This is a genomic window from Pyramidobacter sp. YE332 (genome assembly GCF_033060595.1).
Lineage (GTDB): Bacteria > Synergistota > Synergistia > Synergistales > Dethiosulfovibrionaceae > Pyramidobacter.
Map to the genome: position 1 here is coordinate 2489654 of NZ_CP133038.1, position 23649 is coordinate 2513302.

The window sequence follows — 23649 nt, forward strand, 5'->3', positions numbered from 1 at the left end:
TCTTCGGAGAACATTCCAGAGCTGCCTGCGGGCTGTGTTTTTCGTGAGATTCCGCCGCCGATTCCCAGCTTCGCCGCGCTTATGCTATTTCTTGATAAAAAGCGCTGACATAGTTTGCGGGGCCCTTGCCGCCGCGCGCCGGGGAGCAAACGGCGCAGCTGCAAAAAAACCTTTCGGACGGAACGTTCCCGCCCGAAAGGTTTTTTCGCCTTCGACACGCGCTTTCAATCGGCGCGGACTACATCGTATGATACTGACACTTGCTGCGGGCGATGTCGAAGAGGTCGCGCATATAACTGGAAAGCCGCAGCTTTTTCCGATAACAGAAGTAGAAATGCCGCTCGAAGCCATGGCAGCGCAGCGGATAACATTTAGTCAGTGTTTCCACGCGCGTGTCCCCCTGGATGTAGCCGTAAGGGCAGACCATCACGGCGTTGAGCTGGGCGGTGACCAATTTGGCGGCTTCCATGTTGAACAGTTCGAGCAGCACGCGCGGCTCGAACTGGCACAGCTGAGCGAGGTGGTTCTGGATGGTGCGCACGCTGTGCCCCGAGGTGAGGTTGACGAAGTTTTCCTCTCGCGCTTCGCTCAGTTCGATTTCGGTCCCCTGGCCGATGCGGCGGGAAATGGCCGTCTGCTTGGAGGCCATGAGGACGATCTGTTCGTTTTCCAGCAGGCGGTATTCCAAGTCGTTCTGCTTCGACGCGGTGGTGATGAAGGCCACGTCGCAGCCGCCCTTGCTGAGCAGCTCCTCGAGGCGGACGGAAGGCAGTTCTTTCAGTTCGACGGTGACGAGCGGATAGCGGGCGAGAAAGGCGGGCAGGATCTGCGGCAGCAGGGAGATGCTGCGCTGCGCCGAAATGCCGATGCGCAGCGTGGCGCGGTGATCGTTTTTCATTTCGGCGATCTCGCTGAGGAGATTCCGCTCGGCCGTCATGATCTCGCGCATGCTTTCGACGTAGCGCTGGCCGGCGTAGGTGAGCGTCAACCGCTTGGCGTGGCGGTCGAAGATCAGCAGCCCCAGTTCGTCTTCCACGGCTTTGACGGTCTGCGACAGCGACGGCTGGGAAATGAGGAGTTTTTTCGCGGCCGCCGTGATGCTGCCCGCCTCGAGAATAGCCATGATGTAAGAAGCGTGTTTCAAATTCAATCGCGCCGCCTCCTTAAATGTATACTGTATAAATATCTTTGACCATAATTGTGACCTTATGGGCGCATAAAACTTTTAGTATTGGCATTTTCCCTAAAAAGTTGAATAATAAAATCAGCGTCATTAACTCAATCTCGTTTACGTTTAAAGGAGGAATTGCAAGTGAAAAAGTTCGTGTATGCTCTGTTGGCCGTATCCCTGCTCGGCGCCGCGGCCGTTTCCGCAGGGGCCGAAGAGTGGAAGTTCACCCGCAAGATCGACGTGGTCTGCCCCTGGGGCGTGGGCGGCGGCGCCGACAGCACGATCCGCCCCATGGCCAAGTTGCTCAAGGACATTCTCGGCGTCGAGGTCGAGGTCGTCAACGTTTCCGGCGGCTCGGGCGTCAACGGCGTGGAGTACACCTACAAGCAGCCCGCCGACGGCTACACCTTCATGCTGGGCACGCAGAGCCTGATCATGCAGGACCTGCAGGGGGCCACTTCGATGAACTTCCGCTCCGAGTTCATTCCCGTCGCCAAACTGGTCCACTCCATCAACATCATCGCCGGCTCCAAGAAAGCCATGGACCAGAAGGGCTATCACAGCTTTTCCGAGATGATCAAGTACGCCAAGGAGCATCCGTTCGAGATCAACGTGGGCATGCTCACCGCCACGGGCGCCGACGGCGCTTCGCTGCGCCAGACGCTGGCCGGGCTCGACGTGAACGAAGTGCCCTACTCCGGCGGTTCCGAGATGAACTCCGCGCTGGTGGGCGGTCACATCGACATGATGATCACCGGCACCGACGAGATCGCCGGGCTGATCCAGGCGGGCGACATCGTGCCGCTGTGCGCCATCTGCGAAAAGCGCATGAAGCTCTATCCCAACATGGAGAGCACGGGCGAGCTGGGCATCGATTCCTTCATCGGCACCTGGCGCGGCATTTTCGCCAAGGCCGGCACGCCTCAGCCCGCGATCGACGCGCTGGTCGCCGCCATCGAGAAGGCCGTTCAAACCAAGGAATGGCAGGATTTCCTCGTAGCCGGCGCTTACGACGAGCGCCCCGGCTTCGCCGCGCCCAAGGAGTTCGCCGAGCTGTTCGAGAGCGAGTACAAGACGTTCACCGAGTATCTGAAGTCCGAGGAAGTTTTGAAGAAGGATTACTACGCCAAGTAGTTCCTCCTGCGCGCCGCAACCACGAAAGGGGGGCTTTGCCGCTCCCCTTTTTTTCTTTACTCTGTCAACGTTTATTGTAGCACAAGCTTCCTCAATCCCTGAAAGGTGGTGCGGATCAGTGTTCGAACTGATTCTCAACGTTCTGTTGTGGCTCGGCCTGGCCTACACGTACGCGTTCCACGTGCTGGAGGCGCCCGTTCCCGCCAAGGTCCTGCGCAATCCCTACGCCCTCAAGCCCGACGTGTGGCCCAACGTCATCATCGTTCTGCTTCTGATCTGCGTGGCGATCAACATCGCGCGCATCGTCATGAAAAACAGGGGCAAAGCGGAGTTTTCGCTGGGCGCCTTTTTCGCTTCCATCGGCGGATTTTTCGCCAGCCGTCTGTTCCTCGGCATCGTCATCGTCGTGGCGGCCTGCTTTGTGCTCGAACCGCTCGGCTTCATGGGCACGTGTTTCCTGATGCTGTTCTTCTACGGCATGCTGCTGGGCGAACGGAAAGTCGCGCGCCTGTTCGTCTTCTCGATTCTGGTCACGCTGCTCCTCTACGTGGTCTTCAGCGTCCTGCTGTCGGTCAATCTGCCCCGCGGCACCATTCCTCAGGCGCGCAACTTCGCGCTCTGGCTGGAGTCGCTGGTGTCTCAGGCCCAATCTCTTATCTCGTGAGGCGGTGAATCGGAATGTCGACTTTTGAATTGCTGCAAAGCGGCTTCAGCGTGCTGATGGAGCCGCAAGTGTTTTTCATGGTGGTCATGGCCATCGTGATGGGGACGATCTTCGGCGCTCTGCCCGGCGTCAGCTCCACGATGGCCGTGGCGCTCGGGCTGCCGTTTACGTACAGCATGGAGCCGGTGCCGGCCATCGTCTTCCTCGTGGCCGTTTACTGCTCGGCCATCACCGGCGGCTCGATCACGGCGATCCTGTTCAAGATTCCAGGCGTACCTTCCAGCGCGCCGACGACGTTCGACGGCTACCCGATGGCGCAGCGCGGCGAAGCCGGCAAGGCTCTGGGAGTGGCGCTCGGCGCTTCGGCGATCGGCGGCCTGGTCTCGGCGTTCTGCATGCTGCTGCTTTCGCCGCAGCTCACGCAGGCGGCGCTGTCGTTCGGCCCTTCCGACCTGTTCGCGATCACGTTCATGGGTCTGTCGATCCTCGCCTGTCTCGACTCGTCCAACATCCTGCGCACGATCATCTCCGGCCTGATCGGCCTGCTTCTGGCCTGCGTCGGCCAGGACAGGATGTACGCCGTGCAGCGCATGACCTTCGGCTCCAAAGAACTGCTGGCCGGTCTGGAAATGATCCCCGTGCTGATCGGTATTTTCGCCGTCACCGAGGTGCTCAAGCAGACGCGCAAGAGCGACCGCCTCGACGCCAAGGAAGGCGTCGGCGGCGGTCACGTGGACACGAAGATGCCCACGCTGGCCGAGTGGCTGAGGATCAAGTGGCTCGTGCTTCGCTGCTCCATTATCGGCACGATCATCGGCATCCTTCCCGGCGCCGGCGCGACGATCGCCTCGTTCCTGTGCTACTCCACGGAAACGAAGCTCTCCAAGCATCCCGAGAAGTTCGGCACCGGCATCATCGACGGCATCGCCGCATCCGAATCGGCCAACAACGCCGCCACCGGCGGCGCTATGGTGCCTTTGCTCTCGCTCGGCATCCCCGGCGGCAACGCCGCGGCCGTGATGATGAGCGCGCTGGTGCTCAAGGGCGTGCAGCTCGGGCCGCTGCTGCTCACCAACCAGCCCCAGTACCTGAGCGCCACGTTCGCCTCCATGCTCGTCACCAACATCCTCATGGTCATCGTCGCCATGGGCATCGCCAAGGTCTTCGCGAAGATCCTCGCCATCCCCTACAGCTATCTCGGCCCGATCATCGTCATGCTGGCCATCATCGGTTCCTACGCCACCAACATGAGCATCGCCGACGTGAAGATCATGGCCGTCGCCGGCATCGTCGGGCTGATCTTCGCCGTCTGCCGCTTCAACAGCGCCGCCATGATCCTCGGCCTGGTGCTGGGCGAGATCTGCGAGAGCAACTTCAGCCGCGCCTATACGATCTCGCGCGCCGACCTGGTAAGCATGTTCTCGCGCCCCATCGCCGGCTCCCTGATGGTGCTCAGCGTCGCCCTCTTGGTCTACCCCATCGTCGCCTCTTTCTTCGGAAAAAAGAAACCGTCGGCGAACGCCTGATTTTGTCCGATCGAGCGCAGCGCTTTCCCGGCTGCGCTTTCTCCTTGGAATTATCGTAGAAATCCTGTCAGGAGGTCAAAGCCATGGAACTGAAAACCACCGGCGTGGCCGGCACGCTCGAATCGAGCGACGTGATGGTTACGCTCGAGCCGGCGCCGTCGGGCATCAGCCTGAACCTTGAAAGCACCGTCATCAACCAGTACGGCCGCCAGATCAAAGAGACCGTGCTCGCCACGCTGGCGCGCCTCGGCGTGAAAAACGCCGCCGTCACCGTCAGCGACCACGGCGCGCTGGACTGCACCATCACGGCGCGCGTCGAGTGCGCCTATTACCGCGGCTGTCAGCGCGACGCCGACGGACCGTATCCCTGGGGAGGCGAGATCGCATGATCCCCCGCCCGAAACCGGAAAAGTTCCGCCTGCGCCGCACGATGATGTTCATGAACGCGCAGAAGCCCGGACTGATCAAGGACGCGTATATTTACGGAGCCGACTCGATCATGCTCGACCTCGAAGACGCGGTGGCCGAGAACCAGAAGGACGCGGCGCGCTTTTCGCTTTATCACGCGCTGAAAACCGTCGATTACGGCGACACGGAAGTGCTCGTGCGCATCAACGGCCTCGACACGCCGCACTGGCGCGAGGACGTGCGCGTCGCTGTGGCCGGAGGCGCCGACGGCATCCGCATCGCCAAGACCGAAAGCGCCGCCGACGTGCAAACCGTGGACGCCGCCGTGACCGAAGCCGAGCGCGAGTTCGGCGTCGAAGAGGGACGCACGCTGCTGATGGCCGCCATCGAAAGCCCCAAGGGCGTGCTCAACGCTTACGAGATCTGCACCGCTTCGCCCCGCCTGTTCGGCATCGCCCTTTCCGGCGGCGACTACCGCAAGTGCATGCAGGTCAAGCCGGTCCCTGGCGGTATCGAGATGCTCGCCGCCCGCGGCCAGATGCTGATCGCCGCCCGCGCCGCCGGCGTGCAGTGCTTCGACACCGTCTTCACCGATCTCGACGACGAGGCGGGCTTCCGCGCCGAAATGCAGCAGAACAAGGACATGGGCTTCGACGGCAAGTCGCTGATCAATCCCCGGCAGATCCGCATCGTCCACGAGATGCTGGCGCCGACGCCGCAGGAGATCGCCGCCGCCGAGACGCTCGTCAAAGCCTATCGCGAAAACGCCGCCAAAGGCGTCGGCGTGTTCACCATCAACGGCAAAATGATCGACATCGCCTTTGTGCCCGGCGCCGAGCGCGTCATCGCGCTCGCCAAGGCCAGCGGCGTTTACGAGGGGGAACTGTAAAATGCTGAACGCAGTCGGCCGGGAAATTCCCGAAGAACTGATCGCTCAGGGTTGGAAACCTTACGCGGGCGCTTACGCCCGCGACGGCCGGTACATAAAAAAACAGGGCCCGCGCACGCGCATCTGCGAAAAGCCGCGGGAAAGCAAAATCGTCGCCTCCATCCGCGAGGCCATCCTAGCGTGCGGGCTCAAGGACGGCATGACCGTCTCCTTCCATCACCACTTCCGCGACGGCGACTTTGTCGTCAACATGGTCATGAAGGAGATCGTCGCCCTCGGCCTCAAAGACATCACCATCGCCGCCTCCAGCCTGGGCTCGGCTCACGATCCCGTGGCCCGCTACATCGAAGACGGCGTCGTCACCGGCCTTCAGACCAGCGGCATCCGCGGGCGGATGGGCGAAGTGGTGTCCCGCGGCAAGCTGAAGACGCCCGCGATCCTGCGCAGCCACGGCGGCCGCGTGCGCGCCATCGAGGAGGGCGACGTGCACATCGACGTGGCCTTCATCGGTTCTCCCACGTCCGACGAGTACGGCAACTGCCGCGCCGTCGGCGGCAAGAGCGACTGCGGCGTGCTCTCCTACGCCGTCGTCGATTCGGAATACGCCGACAAGGTCGTCGTCATCACCGACACGCTCGTGCCCTACCCCAACTTTCCCGCTTCGATCCACGGCGTCAACGTGGACTACGTGGTAAAAGTCGACGAGATCGGCGATCCGAAAAAGATCGCCTCCGCCGCCGCGCGCATGACCCAAAATCCCCGCGATCTGATGATGGCCGAGGCCACCGCCAAAGTCATGGCCGCCACGCCGTGGTTCAAAGACGGCTTCAGCTTCCAGACCGGCGCGGGCGGCCCCTCGCTGGCCGTGAACCGTTTCATCGAGCCGCTCATGCGCGAGCGCGGCATCAAAATGAGCTTCGCCATCGGCGGCATCGCCGGCCCCATCTGCGAGCTGCAGCGCAAGGGGCTCGTGGGCTGCGTCGTCGATACGCAGGATTTCGACACCGGCGCCATCGACGACATCCGCACCAATCCCCGCCATTACGAGATCAGCGCCGGCGAATACGCCAACCCCGCCAACAAAGGCGCCTTCGTCAACAAGCTCGACTTCGTCATCCTCGCCGCGCTGGAAGTTGACGTCGACTTCAACGTCAACGTCATCACCGGCTCCGACGGCGTGCTGCGCGGCGCGCCCGGCGGCCATCCCGACACCGCCGCCGGCGCCAAATGCACCGTCATCGTCACGCCGCTGACCCGCGGCCGCATGGCCACCGTCTGCGAGCGCGTCGTCACCGTCACCACCCCCGGCGAGTGCGTCGACGTCGTCGTCACCGATTACGGCGTCGCCGTCAACCCCAGACGGCAGGACATCGTCGACTGCCTCGACCGCGCCGGCGTCAAGCACGTGAGTATCAAAGAGCTCCAAGAAAAAGCCTACGCGCTCGTCGGCCGCCCCGATCCGCTGCAATGGAACGACAAAGTCGTCGCCATCCTCGAAGCCCGCGACGGCACGATCCTCGACGTCGTGCGCGAGATCAAGCCGTACGAAAGATCGTAACGCGCCGCGCTCCCCGCGAGGGATTGTTCCCGCTTTCGCAGCATAATCGGAGCGGCATTTCGCCAAGTTTGCGTACTTCACCCCCGAGCCCCGAAAACTGGAACTCCCGAAAAAAAATCTGCCGCGTCCCTCGCGAAAGAGCGAAGGACGCGGCAGATTTTTTTTCGCCGGGCGCCGCAAAACCTTTCTTCTTGCATTCCTCCATGCCTTCGCGATACCTTTCGCGCGGGCGTCCATTTTTCATCGAGACGATGAATTTAAATAATCTTATATGAAATAATTATCTTACCCCCCCCCCGAGCCGAAATTAACTTAATAATCAGGTTTATTATAAAGATAAACATGTTACCATGAATTTGTTTTGTTGTTTCTGCAAAATACGTTTTCACCCCACAATTCCGTGGATATTTTTTGAAGTTCCGGAAGGAGGAAATTTTTGATGGAAAAGGGAAACACGCATGGTCCGCACCGCTCCGCTCCCGAGGCGCACGGGACGAAAAGGAATTCGTCGGCCGTCCTGAAAGGCGGCGCGCTGGCGGCCGTGGCGCTCGGCCTGATGCTGCTGCGCCCCGTGCCGGGAGCAGCGGCGCCGGACGGCGTGACGACATTCGTCGAGCCGGGGAACCAGAACATCAGAATCGGCAACGATACGCAGCTTCGCAACAACGCGGCGACCAACGGCGCGGTCGTCATCGGCGACCACGCGCAGATCGACGATTACGTCATGCAGGAAGGCAGCATCGCTATCGGCAAGAACGCTTTCGTCGAGAACATGTACGGCAATCAGGAAAAATTCTTCAAATTCGGGCAGACAGATGAGAAGAAATGGGCGAGCAGCGTCGCCATCGGCCAGAACGCCTACGCCCGCTCCGGCAGCACGATGATCGGGGACCACAAATACGTCGGGAAACTCGGCGACGTGGAAGTCGACGGCTCCGACGTGTTAAACGTCAAATCGAGAAACGTGAACATCAACGCCACCACCATCGGCGCGAACAGTTACAATCAGGGAGCGTTTTCCTCCGTGCTCGGCACGTATTCCATCATTTCCGGAAAATATAATGGCAGTAATTGGTCTTCTTATGTTACACAAAATATGGGGGCCAATATCGTCGGTTCCCTGAACAGCATCGAATCGAACAGCTCTTCTTCGGAAGTTTCAGGGATCGCCAACAGCGTCGTCGGTACGGCGAACCGCACGAACAACGCCAACGGCGCCTTGATCTTCGGCACCGGCAACGAAGTGGAAAATTCGATCGGCGCGATATCGGGCATCAGCATGTTTACCGGCGGCGGAAATTCGGCCAAAGAGTTTGCCGACACGCTGCGCGGCGCCGTCAAATCGTCCGAAGGCGGCGGGGCGGTGCTGGCCATCGGCGGCGGGAACAAGGCGAACTACGCCATGACCTCGCAGCTGATCGGCGTCAATAACACGCTGACGGGGACAAACAGCGATGCCAGCCGCTACAACATGATCAATGGGTACAAGAATACCGGAGAAAAAGTAAAACACACGTATGTGCTGGGCGAGGAGAACAACGTCAAAGACAGCGAAGACGTACGGGTCATCGGCAAGAAGAATACCGTGACGAACAGCGACCGCCAGAACGTGTTCGGCGACAACAACAGCATCACGGAGCGGGATGCCGGCACCGTTTCCGGATATCAGGGCATCGTGCGCAACAGCACCTCGGATCTGGTCATCGGCATGGGCAACAAAATTTCCGGCAACGATACCTACATGAAGGGGACGGAAAGCCTCACCATCATCGGGAACAACAACGAAACGACCAATCCCAACTCGGGCATCGTAATCGGCGATTATCAAACATTTGGCACAATCAAGGAATCGGTAATCATCGGCTCCATGACACCGGAGGAAAAGGCGTCCGGCAAAAGGGAACAGGGCAGCGGCAGCGTTGTCGTGGGGTATAATGCGCAAAGCGCCCGGGGATTGAGCGTGGCGGTGGGACACAGCGCACTGGCTCTGGGGCACGAAGGAACTGTGACAGGACACAATTCTGTCATTGAAAGCAATGATGGCTTTTTTCCGAATATCTGGTCTTCCATTTATGGGGTAAATAATAAGATTACCTCGGACGGTGACACCTCAAATGGCGTGGCGGGCAGTATAATCGGCACCTGGAACAAACTGGATAATGCAGATAATTCCATGGTATTCGGTTCAGGAAATATCATTTCTCACGCCACAGGAGACATGTCAAGCGGACTGGAGGGAACATTCGGGCAAGGCGCTATGACAGAATTGCTTTTCCGCAGCGGTTATCAGGAAGGGTATTCGGATCAGGCTGCAAAAGCAATGGGTAATTTTGCGGCTACCGGCGGCGGCTCTGTCTTGGCTGTGGGTAACGGCAACACCTCTGATTATGCAAGGCGTTCTCAAATCATCGGAACGGGAAATATCCTGAACGGTACGACAAACGGCGTCAGCTCCAACAATACAGTGACGGGGTTCCAGAACACAGGAATCAACGTGAACCGCGTGTCCGTCGTAGGTACGGGAAACAGTGTGTCTGACGGAACGGCTGACGTGGTGATCGGCGATTACCATCAACTGTCCGGCGGAGCGAATAATGTCGTTCTTGGCTCCATGGCAACCAGGGAAGATGTAGTGAGCAAAACCTACACGCCCAGTTTGGGAAATTCTGCCGGTACGCCGGGAGGATATACAGGCATACCGATTCCATACAATGTGAAAGCTATTGTCCCGGATAAGACACATACCGCCAATGTTAGCAACGCCGTCATGCTCGGCTACAATACGGATGTGCAGAAAAACGGCGGCGTAGCCCTCGGCAGCGAGTCTGTTTCCTCCGTGGACGCCGGGGTATACGGTTATAACCCCGCCACAAAGAAAAACATCCAAAATGACGCGGAAATAGCAACTTTGTCAGGAAAAACAGAAAGACTGACACAGCTGAACGCAGCATTACCCGGTTTGGAATCCGATTACACCACGAAGAAAGCGGACTACGAAGGAAAAGTCAATGATTTCCTGGAGAAGAGCGCCGCATATACACAGGCTTATCAGACTTATCACAGCTACGAGCATTCCGGTAATCAATATGATTTGGCACGCAAGAAAAAAATGGATGATGCCAAAGCGGCCATGGATACGGCTCAGGCAGCCATGAATTCCGCTAAAACCGGGTATACGGATGCGGAGACAAAGTACGATACCGCTCGCGGCGAAAGGAATCTGATTGTCGGCACCTGGAAAGCCACCGCAGCCGCCGTTTCCGTAGGCGACGTTTCAAAAGGCGTCACTCGCCAGATCACAGGCGTGGCGGCCGGCACGGAAGACACCGACGCCGTCAACGTGGCGCAGATGAAAGCTTTGAATACGGCCATAGCAAACGGCGCCGTCCGCTACTATTCCGTGAAGAGCGACAAACAGGGAGCGGGGACGAACTATGCCAACGACGGAGCGACCGGGACGGACAGCATGGTCATCGGCATTTCCTCCTCGTCTTCCGGCAACAACAGCACCGTCCTCGGCAACAACAACACGCTGGCGGGCGTCAAGAATGGAAGGAACAACAGCATCGTCGTCGGCCAGAGCCTGACCGTGGACGGCGTGCATAACGCAGTCTTCGGTACGGATTACGAGAATTACGACAATAAAATAACCCATGTGGCCGGTGAACAGAATACGGTCCTTGGCGTGGGGAACCTTGTGGGCTACACGGCGGAACGGAACGGCACCACATGGACATATACCAAGACCGGCGGGGGAAGAGGTTCTGACCAGAACGTGGCCGTCGGTATGAAGAATACGGCAAACGGCGGCAGCGTCGTCGTCGGTACCGACTCCGAAGCGGAAAATCTGGGCTCCTCTTTCGGCATTGCCAATAAAATCATCGGCTCAAATGACAATCACGGCGGCGGACAGTGGGGCGTGGCGCTGGGGAATAAACTGACCGTATCCGGCGAAATGGCAGTGGCTGTCGGCAATGAAAGTACGGCGGAAGGGGGCTGGACCGTTGCCATCGGAGCGGAAAGCGCAACGAAAAAGACCATGGATGTCGCCATGGGTTGGCATGCAAACGCTTCCGGCGGCTGGTCGATGGCGCTGGGCGCAGACAGCGCGGCAAACGCGCAGACCGCTACCGCTGTCGGCGGCTATGGAGCGAAAGCTACAACGGACGCTGGCGTAGCGCTGGGCTCCTACAGCGTGGCGGATACGGCTGCGAACGTGCAAGGCTATGATCCTTCCACCGGAGCCGCGTCCACGGAGAGCGGCAGCGCGTGGCAATCCACCTTGGGCGCGCTTTCCATCGGCGACAAGACGACAGGACGCACCCGCCAGATCACCAACGTCGCAGCCGGTTTTGAAGATACCGACGCCGTCAACGTCGCCCAACTTCGGGCGGCCGTCTCCGCCGCAGGCGGGGCCGCGACCTACAAATTCACCCTCAGCGACTCCACAACGTCTCCCGCGCACACGGTCACGCTCGGACAAAGCGCGACGCCGGACATCAAGTTCGTCGGCGCCAACGGCGTCATTACCACCGTCGCGGGCGGCGTCGTCACGATCGGCCTCGATCCCGACGCGGGGCAGGGCGGCAAATGGAACCTTCAGACCAATGGAGGACCGTCGATCGTCGTCGCCAAGAACAATACCGTCCAGTTCAAGAACGGCAGCAACATTGAAATTACCCGCGACGAAAGAGACGTGACCGTGCGCGTCGTCGACGCGCCCACCTTCGCCGGCAAAGTCACCGCCAAAGGCTTCGACGCGACCGGCAACAAGATCGTCAACGTCGCCAGGGGAGACGTCACTCAGACCAGCGCCGACGCGGTCAACGGCTCGCAGCTCTGGGGCGTGTCGTCGAGCGTCTCCAATCACCTCGGCGGCGGCTCCTCTGTCAACCCTGACGGCTCCGTCTCCGCCCCCACCTACGTCATCCGCGGCGGCACGTACCATAACGTCGGCGACGCCCTCAGCGCCGTCGACACCCAGTTCACCAACATCTACAACAACTTCGGCAGCGTCTACAACCAGATGGGCGAACTGAGAAGCGAAATCAAGAGCACCGGCGCGCTCGGCTCCGCGCTCGCCGGACTGAAACCGATGCAGTACGACCCCGTCGAGCCCAGCCAGATCATGGCCGGCTTCGGAGCGTACAGAGGCGAGTACGCGCTGGCCCTCGGCTTCGCGCACTACCTGAAAGAAGACTTCATGGTCCACGCCGGAGTGTCCGTCACGCACCACGGCGAGTCGATGGCCAACGCCGGCCTGACGTGGAAGATCGGCCGCAAGGAAGACAAAGACCAGATCCCCGAACGCTACCGCTCCGGCCCGATCAGCAGCGTCTACGTGATGCAGAAGGAGAACGCCGAGCTGCAGGCCGAGGTGTCTTCGCTCAAGCACGAACTCGTCGAGAGCAAAGCCAATCAGGCGCGAGAGATCGCCGCGGTCAAGGCGGAAATGGAGGCGCGCGTGGAGCGCCTCGAGCGCCTGCTGCGCGCTTCGGGCAAGATCAGATAAAAGCGGGGAACAAACTGCCGCGGACGAAGAAAAGCAAAAAAACGCGATACACGCCGCCGTTCCGCGGCGGAAAAACAAGCACCGCACCGAAGAGCCGCGGCGAACGATCGATTCTCGTTCGCCGCGGCTCTTTTCGTGAAAGGCGCTTCCGCGAAACGGGGCGGTCGTCCCGGGAGCGCCGTTTTTTTCCTTCACCATGGGGACGCGATAGAGCTTTCGCGTTATAATCATGGCAGTATTTCGCCAAGGAGGGAACTTTATGGACATCACCCCGGAATTGAAGGAGCGGGCGCAGGCGCTGCACCGTGATTGCTTTGTGGCCGACGCGCACTACGACCTGCTCAACCTGCTCGCCGCCAAGCGCCTCGAGGGTGGCAGGACGGACGTTTTCAGGACGGATTATCTGGAAAAGATCCGCGCCGGCGGCGTCGACCTGCTGATCTCGTCGATCTTCATCGACGACCGGCACGTGCCGGAAATGGCGCTGCGCCGCGCCCTCGACCAGATCGCCTGCATGCACGAGGAGCTGGCGCAGTGTCCCGATCTGGTCCTGTGCCGCGGCGTCGCGGAGATCCGCGCCGCCCGCGCGGCGGGGAAGATCGCCCTGCTCCTGTCGTTTGAAGGAGTGGAACCGCTGGGCAACGACCTCAATCTGCTGCGCGCCTTTTACGAGCTGGGCGTGCGCGGCATCGGCATCGTCTGGAGCCGCCGCAACTACGCCGCCGACGGCTGCTTCTTCCAGCCGCGGCGCGAAGGGCGCAAGGGCGGCCTGACGGATTTCGGCGCGCGGCTGGCCGACGAGGCGGAACGGTTGGGCATGTATCTGGACGTTTCGCACCTCAACGACGAGGGGTTCTGGGATCTCTGCGCGCTCACCAAACGTCCGTTCATCGCTTCCCACTCCAACTGCCGCGCGCTGACGCCGGTGGCGCGCAACCTGACCGACGAGCAGATCGCCGCGCTCGCGCAGCGCGGCGGCGTCATGGGCATGAACGCCTGCAGCGACTTCGTGCGGCTCGACGCGGGCAGCGCGGGGCGCGCGGATCCCGACGAGCTGGCGGCGCACGGCGCGCACGTCAAACAGATCGCCGGCGCGGAACATCTGTGCTTCGGCTTCGATTTCTGCGACGAGTTCCGTATCGGCAACAGCCGCGAACCGAAGGACGCGGTGCCGTTCTACGACGAGAGCTGGCGGCTGACGGCCGGGCTTCTGGCCCGCGGCTTCAGCGAGGACGAAGTTCGCGGCGCGCTCGGCGAAAACCTGCTGAACTTTTTGGAGCGCACAATCGGCTAAAACACAGCGGCGCGCGCCGTTTTTCAATTCCCATACTTATAAAGGAGAACGTTCATATGAGACCGGTACAACACGACGACCTGTTAAAGTTCAAGTTCCTCTCGCGTCCCGCGTTTTCGCCCGACGGCGGCAAGATCGCCTACGTGGTCAGCTCGGCGAACTTCGACAAGAACAATTACGACAGCGCCCTGTGGCTTTACGACCTCGCCGCGGACAGCGGGCGGCAGCTGACGTTCACGAACTCCGAGAAGTTCTTCGCCTGGAGCCGCGACGGGCGCGAGCTGATCTTCGCTTCCGGGCGCGGCGACGTGCCCAAGGACAGCACGCGCTTTTACGCGCTGCCGCTTGACGGCGGCGAGGCGCGCGAACTGTTCACGATCGACCGCCCGGCCAGCGCCATCGCCGACCTCGGCGGCGGCCGCTGGCTGGTGACGGCGACGTTCGAGCCCGTCTACGACAATCCCGAAGGCGCCGACTACTACGTGATCGAGCAGCTCCCTTTCACCGCCAACGGCAAGGGCTTCGTCTGCCAGCGCCGCACGGGGCTGGCCGTGTACGACGCCGCCAGCGGCGGCTTCACGCGCGTCACGCCCGAGCATATGGAAGTGGCGCGCTGCCATCTCAGCGATGACGGCCGCAAAGCCCTGCTCGTCGCCGTCGAGTATACGGACGTGAAGCCGACGACCAACCACGTCTACGAGCTCGACCTGGGCACGGGCGAACTGTCCTGCCTCAGCGAAGGGCTGACGTTCGGCTTCAAGGACGCCGGCTGGTACAAGGACGGCGTGCTGGTCACGGGCAGCGACCAAAAAACTGTCGGCGTGAATCAGAACATCCAGTTCTTCTTCCTTAAGGGCAAAAAGCTCGACGCCGTCACGCCCGCTCTCGACAGCAGCCTGCGCAACGCCGTGGGCAGCGACTGCCGCTACAACACGGCTGATCAGGAGGGCGGCTTCGCCGTCGAGGGCGGGCGCGTGATCTACTGCGCCACCGAGGGCTTCCGGAGCCGACTCTACGCGCTCGAAGCCGACGGCTCCATCTCCGCTCTCACCAACGGGACCGACACGGTGGACAACTGGGACTGGAAAGACGGCGCGGCGGTCATGACGGGCTTCAAGAGCCTGCAGCTGCAGGAGCTCTATCTGCTCGAAAACGGCCGCGAGCGTCAGCTGACGCGCCACAACGAAGACGTTACGAAGGAGCTTCAGCTCTCCGCGCCCGAACACGTGAGCTACGAAAACGAGGGCTGGCAGCTCGACGGCTGGTACATGAAGCCCGTGGGCTATGAGGAAGGCAGGAAGTATCCGACGATCCTGCACATCCACGGCGGCCCCAAAAGCGCCTTCGGCGGCGTCTATTTCCACGAGATGCAGTGCTGGGCTTCTCGCGGCTACGCCGTGATCTACTGCAACCCGCGCGGCGGCGACGGACGGCCCGGCGGTTTCGACGACATCCGCGGCTTTTACGGCGTCAAGGATTACAGCGACATCATGGCGTTCACGAAATGGTGCGTCGCCAACCTGCCCTTCGTCGACGAGAAGAACGTCGGCGTCACGGGCGGCTCCTACGGCGGCTACATGACCAACTGGATCGTCACGCAGACGGACTTTTTCAAAGCGGCCGCGGCGCAGCGACCGATCAGCAACTGGGTGTCGAAATTCGGCAGCTGCGACATCGGCTACTACTACGTGGAAGACCAGCACGGCGGCCGCCCGTGGGACGCGCGCGAACAGGCCTGGCAGGAATCGCCGCTCAAGCACGTCGCCAACGTCAAGACGCCGCTGCTGCTGATCCAGTCGCAGGAAGATTTCCGCTGCGAGCGCGACCAGTCGTTCCAGATGTTTACCGCGCTCAAGGTGCTGGGCGTGGAATGCCGCATGTGCCTGTTCAACGGCGAGAATCACGAGCTGAGCCGCTCCGGCCGCCCCAAGAACCGCCTCGCCCGCCTGCGCGAGATCGCCGCGTGGTTCGACGGCCATCTGAAAGGCTAGGATCCCAAACGAAGAGAACGCGCCGCGTTTTTCGCCCCGCTTTTGATGTTCCACGTGGAACATTTTACACAAACAAAGTTGCCGCAAGCCTTGACAGCGCACCTAAAAAAACGGAACGCTCCGCCCGCCGGAGTTCGCTTGGACCGGGACAGGCGGAGCCTTCGCGGTTCGGTCGGACGCGCCGCCGGCGCGCCGGATTTTGCCGCCGCGTTCTTTTACAATCGTCGCCAAAAGCGATCCGCCGATGTGACTGAGAAGGCAAGGAGGAATCGCCGTGAGATCTCGTTCCGTCATTTATCTGGCGCTGGCAGCCGGCGTGTTCATGTTGTCCGCGTCGGGCGTTTTCGCCAAGGTCGCCCGCGCGCCGGCGGGCGTCATCGCCTTCTACCGGCTCTTTTTCGCCACGCTGGCGCTGCTGCCGTGGCTGTTGAGCCACAAAAACGACCGGCGCGAGCTGCGCTCGCTCTCTCCGATTCAATATGCGGAAGGCGCGCTGGCCGGTTTTTTCCTCGCCGTTCATTACGTGATGTGGTTCGAGTCGCTGCGCTACACGTCGGTCGCCAGCTCCACCGTGCTGGCGGCGCTGCAGCCGCTGTTTTCGGTGATCTGGGGGCGGCTGTTCCTCGGCGAAAGGCTGGGCGCCCGCGCGCTGACCGGCGGCGCGATCGCCATCGTCGGCTCGGCGGTCGTGGGCTGGAGCGATTTCAGCGTCAGCAGCCAGTCGCTGTGGGGCGACCTGCTGGCGCTCGTTTCCGGCGGCGTCATCAGTCTGTACTTCTTCTGCGGGCAGATCCTGCGCCGCCGCATGGGGGCTGTGCCCTATTCGGTGCTCAGCTACGGCAGCAGTTCGGCCGTGCTGGCGCTTTACGCGCTCTTCATGGGGCATCCGTTCACCGGCTACGCGCCCGGCACGTGGGGCGCGTTCCTCGGTCTGGCGCTGATTTCGACGATCGGCGGGCAGATGGTGTTCAACGTGCTGCTCAAGTGGATCACGGCCACCACCGTCACCATGGGGATCCTCGGCGAACCGGTGGGCACCTGCTTCCTCGCCTGGCTGTTCCTCGGCGAAACGCTCTCGGCGCGGCAGGCCGCAGGCATCGCCGTCATCCTCGCCGGGCTGGCGCTGTTCTTCGCCGCGCAGAGACAATCGCAGGCGGAGCGCGCGTGAGCTCCGCCGCGGTCTTTCGGGCCGGCGGCGAAGAAAAAAACGAGGCGTTTGTGCAAGGAGGTTTCTTCATGAGAGCTCTGGAAAAGAAAATTTACGATTATCTCGAAGCGCACAGGGAAGACATCGTCGCCGACCTCGCCGCGCTCGCCCGCGCCGAATCGCCGACCGGGGACAAGGCGGCCGCCGACGCGTGCGCGCGGCTGCTTGCCTCGCTCTACAAAGACCGCCTCGGCGTCGCGACGCAGTTCGTGCCGCAGACGGAAGTGGGCGACCATCTCGTCACCGAGATCGGCTCGGGCGACCGCACGCTGCTGATCGTCGGCCACTACGACACGGTCCACCCTTTGGGAACGGTGCCGGTGCGCCGCGAAGGCGACGTCCTCTACGGCCCCGGGGTGGTCGACATGAAGGGCGGCGACATCTCCGTGATCTGGGCGCTAAAAGCGCTTCAGGAGCTGGGCGTGAAGCTGGACAAGAAAGTTCTGGTCGTCAACAACTCCGACGAGGAAACGGGATCGTTCCATTCCCGTCCGCTGCTGCTGGAAAAGGCGAAAGAGGCTTACGCCTGCATCGTCGCCGAGCCGGCCGTGGCGAAAACCGGCCTGATCAAGGTCAGCCGCAAGGGCGGCGGCCAGATCCTCATCAAATGCTGGGGCAAGGCGGCCCACTCCGGCAACGATCCGCGGGGCGGCGTCAACGCCAATATCGAGCTGGCGCATCAGATCCTCTTCGCCGAGAGCCGGTCGGATTACGGCCCCGGCGGCAGCACGTTCAGCGCCAACGTGATCCGCGGCGGAACCGCGGACAACGTGGTCTGCGATTACGCCGAAGCGGTCGTGGACTGGCGCATGTGCGTGCCCGAGGAAGTCGAACGCGGCCGCGCCGTTTTCGCCGGGCGCGGGGCCGTGCTGCCCGGCGCGCGCGTGGAGTTCGAGATCAGACTGTCTCACCCGCCGCTGGCCGAGTGCGAGGGCAACCGAAAGCTCTTCGCGCTGCTTCAACAGGTCGGCACCGACCTCGACATGGAACTCGAGGCGTCGCCCATGGTGGGCGGCTGCTCGGACGGCAACGACATTTCCGCCGCCGGCGTGCCCACCATCGACGGCATGGGCGTGGTCGGCGACTTCATGCACAACCCGCAGGAGCAGGTCTATCTCGACCAGCTCGTGCCCCGCGTGGCCATGATGGCGTCGTTCATCAGCCGCGTATGACACGGCGTCTCCGGCGAACAGCCCGGAGACGCCAAGAAAGGACCGCGATCGAAATCACGGCAAAGAAAGGTAAAAAGATGAAATATTTTCGTAAAACAACGCTGAGAAACGGAAGCCTCTGCGTTCTGCGCAGCGCGGCCGCCGAAGATGCCGCCGCGTTGCTGGAGCAGCGCCGGTGCGCCGCGGTGGAAACAGACTTCATGTTGCGCTACTCCGACGAGATCGCCGTCGACGTCGAAGCGCAGCGGCGTTCTATCGAAGCGTCGGAGGTCAGTCCCACGGAATTGCTGCTGATAGCCGAAGTCGACGGCGTGCTGACTGCCAGCGCCGGTTTTGCTCCGCCCGTTCCCTGCGAAAAATGCCGTCATCGCGCCAGCGCGGGATTGTGCGTGCTTCGCGCCTCTTGGGGGTGGGGAATCGGCTCCCTGCTCATGGAATCACTGCTCGAGTGTGCCCGCGCGGCCCAGTTCGAACAACTGGAACTGGACGTAGTAACGGGTAACGAGCGAGCCGTCGCGATGTACCAGCGCTTCGGCTTCGTTACGTATGGCGTGCGCGAGAAAGCTTTCCGTTTGCGTGGCGGCGGGTACCAGTCTTTGTATCTGATGGCTCTCGAGCTTTAACGGAGGCGCTGGAATGACACTCGAGAGCGAGATCTTCCAGCGGCGGCGGCCCGACTTTTCCCGCTTCGAGGCCGCCGGCCTGAAGAAAGACGGGCGGGAGTGGCGTTGTTCGCGCGTCTTCATGGACGGGCAGTTCCGCGCCGACATCCGCGTCGACGCCAAAGGCGAGGTGCGCGGGCGCGTCTACGACCTCGACACCGGCGACGAATACCTGGCCGTGCACATCCCCAGCCAGTCGGGAGCTTTCGTGGCCTCGGTGCGGCAGGCCTACGCGGACGTTTTGCGCGAGCTGGCGCAGCAGTGTTTCACCGCGCACGATTTCGTCGCCGACCAGTCAAACCGAGTCGCCGCGCTGATCCGCGAGCGCTTTGGCGATCCGCCCGAGTTCCCGTGGCAGAGCGATTCGTCCGCCGTGTTCCGCGAGCCGCGCACGCGCAAATGGTACGGCGTGATCATGCGCATCGGCCGCGACAAGCTCGAACCCGGGAAAGACGGCGAAGTCGACGTGCTCAACGTCAAGGCCGACGCCGCGGACGTGCCCGCGCTCCTGAAAGAACGGGGCGTTTTCCGCTGCTACCACATGAACAAAAAATACTGGGTCACCGTCGCGCTCGACGATTCGCTCGGCGACGGGCGCGTCATGGAACTGATCGAGGCCAGCCACGCTTTCGCGGCCCGCGGTTCGGGCAAAAGTTCCGCCGCGCTCAGCGACGGGGCCTGGCTCGTGCCCGCCAACTACAGATATTACGACGTGGAAAAGGGCTTCGCCGAAAATCCCGTGCACACGTGGAAGCAGACCGCCCGCGTGCGCCCGGGCGACCTCGTCTACCTGTACATCGGTTCTCCCGTGTCGGCCATCTACTGCAAGTGCCGCGCCCTCGAGACCGACATCCCTTACGACTACGACGACGGTGCCGTGCGCATGAGCAGGGTCATGCGCCTGGCCATGCTGCGCCGCTACGGCCGCGAACTGCTGCCGATGGCGCTGATGAAAAAATTCGGCGTCCGCGCCGTGCGCAGCGCCCGCCGCATGCCCGAAGCGCTGCGGCGCGAGATCGACCGCCTCGAAGCGGAGGATCCTGAAGCGCCGTCCGCCGCGGGGAAAAAGCCGAAACGGCCGCCGAAGACGCGCCGAGCCAAATGAAAATCGCCGGAAACGGCTCCTTGGGAGATCCGTTTCCGGCGATTTTCGTCTTTTAAAGCAGTCCTTCGCCTTTGAGCAGCGGGACGAATCCGCGAAGATCGGCGACGATCCGCCAAGCTCCGGCCCGGTTCAGCGTCTCGGCGGAATTGCTGGCGAGCACGGCGACGCTGCGCATGCCGGCGCGACGGGCGGCCTCCACGTCGATGGGCGTGTCGCCCACGTAAAGGGCCTCTGCGGGGGCGCAGCCCAGCAACTCGGCTCCCCTGAGCAGCACGTCGGGCGCGGGTTTGGGGCGCGCCACCGCGTCGGCGCCGACCACGCAGTCCATCAGGTGTTCGAGATGCTTGACGCGGATGACGCGGAGCGGCGCGATGCGGTTGGAAGCGCAGCCCACTTTGACGCCCAATGCGCGCAGTTCCGCGACGCATTCGACGGCGCCCGCCGCGGGCGTCATCATCGCCGCTTCGTAAGGCGCGCATTCTTCGACGTAATATTCGCCGTATTCGGGGCGCTCGTCGCCGAGCAGCACCCGCCAGAAATCGCGCGAATTGTAGCCGATCACCTCCAGCAGACGCTCGCGCGTGCAGCGGGGACGGCCGAAATGATCGGCGATCTTGTTGACGTTCGCCAGCAGCGCGCCGCTGGTGTCGATCAGGGTCATGTCGAAATCGAAGAGCACCGCTCTGATGGTCATGAAAAAACTCCTTTGCCTGCCCGATGTTGAACTCATATCCTACCACATTCCCGGCGCAAAACCAATCGCGCCGCTCGGTGTGCGGAACGAATCCCCTTGCAGCCGGCCATTCGGCCGACGATTTTCGGATCGGATGTTCTACGCGGAACATTTTCCGCGGCGGACGGGATCGAACGGCGCATGGTTTAAGCGGCGCCGAACGCCCCCCGGGAACGACTTTCAACAAGGTCTTTCAATTGCCTGCGAGCATCAGTGCCAAAAGCGGCGCGACAGGATATAATGAGACCGTTGCATTGTGTTTGCCTTGCGACAGGGGGAGCGATCTTCATGATCTACGATGTGACCAGAGACCTGGCGGCCGGAGAAGACCTGCCTTACGAAAACGACTGCGTGATGATCTTCCGCACGGGGCACGGCGGCGTGACCGTGAAATTCGATTCGGGCGTTTCGCGCGCCGAGGGCGCCCGCATCCTCGCCCGTCTCGCGGCGGCGCTGGCACGAGACGGCAAGGCTGAAAAGCGGGAAACTGCCGAAAACGTGCCGGAACAGCAGGATTTCAATTTCGGCGTCGTCGATCCCGACAGCGTCACCGAAGATTTGGTGCGCTGGCGCGACGGCTACGCGGCCTACAAGCTCGAAGGCGGCGGCTGGTGGTGGGTGAAATGGCGCGGCGACACGGGCGAACGTTGGGGGCTCAGCGGCCCGATGATGGGCTCGGTCGACGTGCGCAAGGGACCGTTCGACAGCTTTGACGACACGCTGGCCAATCTGACGCTGTTCCGTTCCGAGGGCGCCGCGTCGGAGCCCCTGCAGGGCTGAGCAACCGCAATGGATGGGGCGCATCTTCTCGCGGCAGCGGGCATCGTCTTTTTCGGCGGCGCCGTGCAGGGCGTGGCCGGATTCGGCATGGGCATGATCAGCGTGCCGGTACTGCTGCGCTTTCTGCCGCCGGCAGCGGTGACGCCGCTGTCGCTGATCGCGGCGACGTTCATGAACTCTTTTTTCCTCTGGAACCTGCGGCGCAGCATCCGCCTGCAGCTGATCCTGCCGATCCTGGCGGGCGCGGCGCTGGGCGTGATGCCGGGAATCTGGGCGCTGAAAACGGTACCGGAAGGGCCGTTCAAGACGACGGCGGGGCTTTTCATCGCGCTGGCGGGCGCGTTGCTGTGGCTGGGCTGGAAATGTCCCGTGGAAAAACGGCCGCTGCAGCTGGGCGTCGGCTTTGCCTGCGGCGTGCTGAACGGCGCTCTGGCGGTCTCGGGGCCGCCGATCGCGATCTTCCTCACTGCCGGCAGCGTCAGGAAAGACGTGTTCCGCGCCTCGATCTCGGCGTTCTTCCTGATGTTGAATCTGTTCACGCTGATCGGGCTGGCGCAACAGCGGCTGCTCGCCCCCTCGCTGCTGGAAGAGGCGCTGCTGCTCGTGCCGGCCGTGCTGGCCGGCGCGTTGACCGGGCTGAAACTGGCACAGCGCGTGTCGGAAAAGCTCTTTCGCGTTTTCGTGATGACGATGATCGTCGTCTCGGGCCTGTCGCTGCTGCTGTGACGGCGCCAATTTTTCAAAAAGGAGCGTTCTTCATGAACGATATACTGCACCAAACGTACGCGCTCGGACAGAGCGTCTGGTACGATTCCATCAGCCGCGGGGCGATCCGCGGCGGCGAGCTGAAGAAGCTGTTGGAAGCCGGCGTGCGCGGCGTCACCACCAATCCCGCCATCTTCCAGAAGGCGCTGGCCGGTTCCGCCGATTACGACGCCGACGTCAAAGCGCTGATCGCCGCCGGCAAAAGCGACGCGGAGATCTACGACGCGCTGACGCTGAGCGAGGTGCGCGAAGCCTGCGCGCTCTTCCGCCCGCTGTGGGACGAATCGCGCGGCGGCGACGGCTTCGTCAGCCTCGAGGTCAACCCGCTCATCGCCGACGACCGCGACACCACGGTGTCCGAAGCGCTGCGCCTGTGGAAGGCTCTGGACCGCCCCAACGCCATGATCAAGATCCCTGCCACGCCCGCGGGCGCCGCCGCGTTGGAAGACGTGATCGCCGCGGGGGCGAACGTCAACGCCACGCTGATCTTCTCGCTGGAACAGTACACAGCCGTCGCCGAAGCGTATATCCGCGCGCTGGAGCGCCGCGCCGCTCAAGGGCTGCCGCTGGGGCAAGCTTCGGTCGCCTCGGTCTTCGTCAGCCGCATCGACACGGCGCTCGATCCCGTGCTGGCGGAAAAAGCTCCGGAACTGGCCGGGCGCATCGCCGTGGCCAACGCCCGCGCCGTTTACGCCAAGTTCGCGGAACTGTTCTCGTCGCCGCGCTGGCAGGCGCTGGCCGCCCAGGGCGCGCGCGTGCAGCGCCCGCTCTGGGCCAGCACGGGCGTGAAGAACAAAGTCTATTCGCCCACGCTCTACGCCGATTCCCTGATCGGCAGGGACACGGTGAACACGCTGCCGCCGGCGGCCCTCGAAGCGTTCATGAAGCAGGGGACGCCCGGTGCCACCGTGCGCACTCCCGGCTTTGCCGACGAGCTGGCGGCGCTGCCGGCGCTCGGCGTCGATCTGGCCGCCGTCACTGAAAAGCTGCTGGCCGACGGGCTGGCTTCGTTCGCTCAGTCCTTCCGCGACATGATGGGCATCATCGCCGCCAAGCGCGCGGCGCTGGCCTAAGCCAC

18 protein-coding genes are annotated in these 23649 nt (G+C 62.3%); 16 read left to right on the forward strand and 2 right to left on the reverse strand.

Translation table 11 applies throughout. The annotated features are described in order from the left end of the window. Positions 1–238: 238 nt before the first annotated feature. Positions 239–1150: a LysR family transcriptional regulator gene (locus RAH42_RS11760; protein WP_120372721.1), complete on the reverse strand. Its 912-nt coding sequence runs from the start codon at positions 1148–1150 to the stop codon at positions 239–241. Positions 1151–1312: 162 nt separating this feature from the next. Here RAH42_RS11760 and RAH42_RS11765 point away from each other — a divergent pair, with 162 nt between their 5' ends. From RAH42_RS11765 to RAH42_RS11825, 13 genes are all read left to right on the forward strand, one after another. Continuing rightward, entirely contained in the window at positions 1313–2305 is a 993-nt protein-coding gene (locus RAH42_RS11765) for a tripartite tricarboxylate transporter substrate binding protein (protein WP_078015014.1), read from the forward strand. Between the two features lie 118 nt (positions 2306–2423). Next, on the forward strand, positions 2424–2969 hold the full coding sequence (locus RAH42_RS11770; protein ID WP_158606312.1) for a tripartite tricarboxylate transporter TctB family protein: 546 nt from the start codon (positions 2424–2426) through the stop codon (positions 2967–2969). Positions 2970–2983: 14 nt separating this feature from the next. Then, positions 2984–4495 carry a tripartite tricarboxylate transporter permease gene (locus RAH42_RS11775; protein ID WP_317539584.1) on the forward strand — a complete coding sequence of 504 codons (1512 nt, stop codon included), beginning with the start codon at positions 2984–2986 and terminating at the stop codon, positions 4493–4495. 83 nt (positions 4496–4578) lie between these two features. Continuing rightward, on the forward strand, positions 4579–4884 hold the full coding sequence (gene citD / locus RAH42_RS11780) for a citrate lyase acyl carrier protein (RefSeq protein WP_078015011.1): 306 nt from the start codon (positions 4579–4581) through the stop codon (positions 4882–4884). Next, a complete protein-coding gene (locus RAH42_RS11785) occupies positions 4881–5792 on the forward strand; it encodes an aldolase/citrate lyase family protein (protein WP_317539585.1) in 912 nt (303 codons plus the stop codon). The genes citD and RAH42_RS11785 overlap by 4 nt, the downstream gene beginning before the upstream one ends. A 1-nt stretch (position 5793) precedes the next feature. Then, on the forward strand, positions 5794–7350 hold the full coding sequence (gene citF / locus RAH42_RS11790) for a citrate lyase subunit alpha (RefSeq protein ID WP_317539586.1): 1557 nt from the start codon (positions 5794–5796) through the stop codon (positions 7348–7350). 439 nt (positions 7351–7789) lie between these two features. Beyond that, positions 7790–12862 carry a YadA-like family protein gene (locus RAH42_RS11795; RefSeq protein WP_317539587.1) on the forward strand — a complete coding sequence of 1691 codons (5073 nt, stop codon included), beginning with the start codon at positions 7790–7792 and terminating at the stop codon, positions 12860–12862. Between the two features lie 259 nt (positions 12863–13121). After that, positions 13122–14156: a membrane dipeptidase gene (locus RAH42_RS11800; RefSeq protein ID WP_317539588.1), complete on the forward strand. Its 1035-nt coding sequence runs from the start codon at positions 13122–13124 to the stop codon at positions 14154–14156. A 56-nt stretch (positions 14157–14212) separates the two neighbouring features. After that, complete coding sequence (locus RAH42_RS11805) at positions 14213–16147, forward strand: S9 family peptidase (protein WP_120372729.1); 1935 nt, start codon at positions 14213–14215, stop codon at positions 16145–16147. A 274-nt stretch (positions 16148–16421) separates the two neighbouring features. Continuing rightward, positions 16422–17315 carry a DMT family transporter gene (locus RAH42_RS11810; RefSeq protein WP_009164600.1) on the forward strand — a complete coding sequence of 298 codons (894 nt, stop codon included), beginning with the start codon at positions 16422–16424 and terminating at the stop codon, positions 17313–17315. Positions 17316–17383: 68 nt separating this feature from the next. Continuing rightward, the gene (locus RAH42_RS11815; protein ID WP_233543508.1) at positions 17384–18526 is read left to right on the forward strand and encodes a M20/M25/M40 family metallo-hydrolase; all 1143 of its coding nucleotides are present in this window, start codon (positions 17384–17386) and stop codon (positions 18524–18526) included. Between the two features lie 77 nt (positions 18527–18603). After that, the gene (locus RAH42_RS11820) at positions 18604–19149 is read left to right on the forward strand and encodes a GNAT family N-acetyltransferase (protein WP_158606313.1); all 546 of its coding nucleotides are present in this window, start codon (positions 18604–18606) and stop codon (positions 19147–19149) included. A 13-nt stretch (positions 19150–19162) separates the two neighbouring features. Then, a complete protein-coding gene (locus tag RAH42_RS11825; RefSeq protein ID WP_120372732.1) occupies positions 19163–20293 on the forward strand; it encodes an MmcQ/YjbR family DNA-binding protein in 1131 nt (376 codons plus the stop codon). A gap of 52 nt (positions 20294–20345) precedes the next feature. On the opposite strand, the gene RAH42_RS11830 is transcribed toward RAH42_RS11825, so the two are convergent. After that, entirely contained in the window at positions 20346–20987 is a 642-nt protein-coding gene (locus RAH42_RS11830; RefSeq protein ID WP_009164596.1) for an HAD family hydrolase, read from the reverse strand. Positions 20988–21314: 327 nt separating this feature from the next. Here RAH42_RS11830 and RAH42_RS11835 point away from each other — a divergent pair, with 327 nt between their 5' ends. The 3 genes from RAH42_RS11835 to tal are packed head-to-tail and all read left to right on the forward strand — an operon-like array spanning position 21315 to position 23644. Further along, a complete protein-coding gene (locus RAH42_RS11835; RefSeq protein WP_120372733.1) occupies positions 21315–21806 on the forward strand; it encodes a hypothetical protein in 492 nt (163 codons plus the stop codon). A gap of 9 nt (positions 21807–21815) precedes the next feature. After that, positions 21816–22532 carry a sulfite exporter TauE/SafE family protein gene (locus tag RAH42_RS11840; protein ID WP_120372734.1) on the forward strand — a complete coding sequence of 239 codons (717 nt, stop codon included), beginning with the start codon at positions 21816–21818 and terminating at the stop codon, positions 22530–22532. 32 nt (positions 22533–22564) lie between these two features. Then, positions 22565–23644 carry a transaldolase gene (gene tal / locus RAH42_RS11845; protein WP_120372735.1) on the forward strand — a complete coding sequence of 360 codons (1080 nt, stop codon included), beginning with the start codon at positions 22565–22567 and terminating at the stop codon, positions 23642–23644. Positions 23645–23649 lie beyond the last annotated feature (5 nt).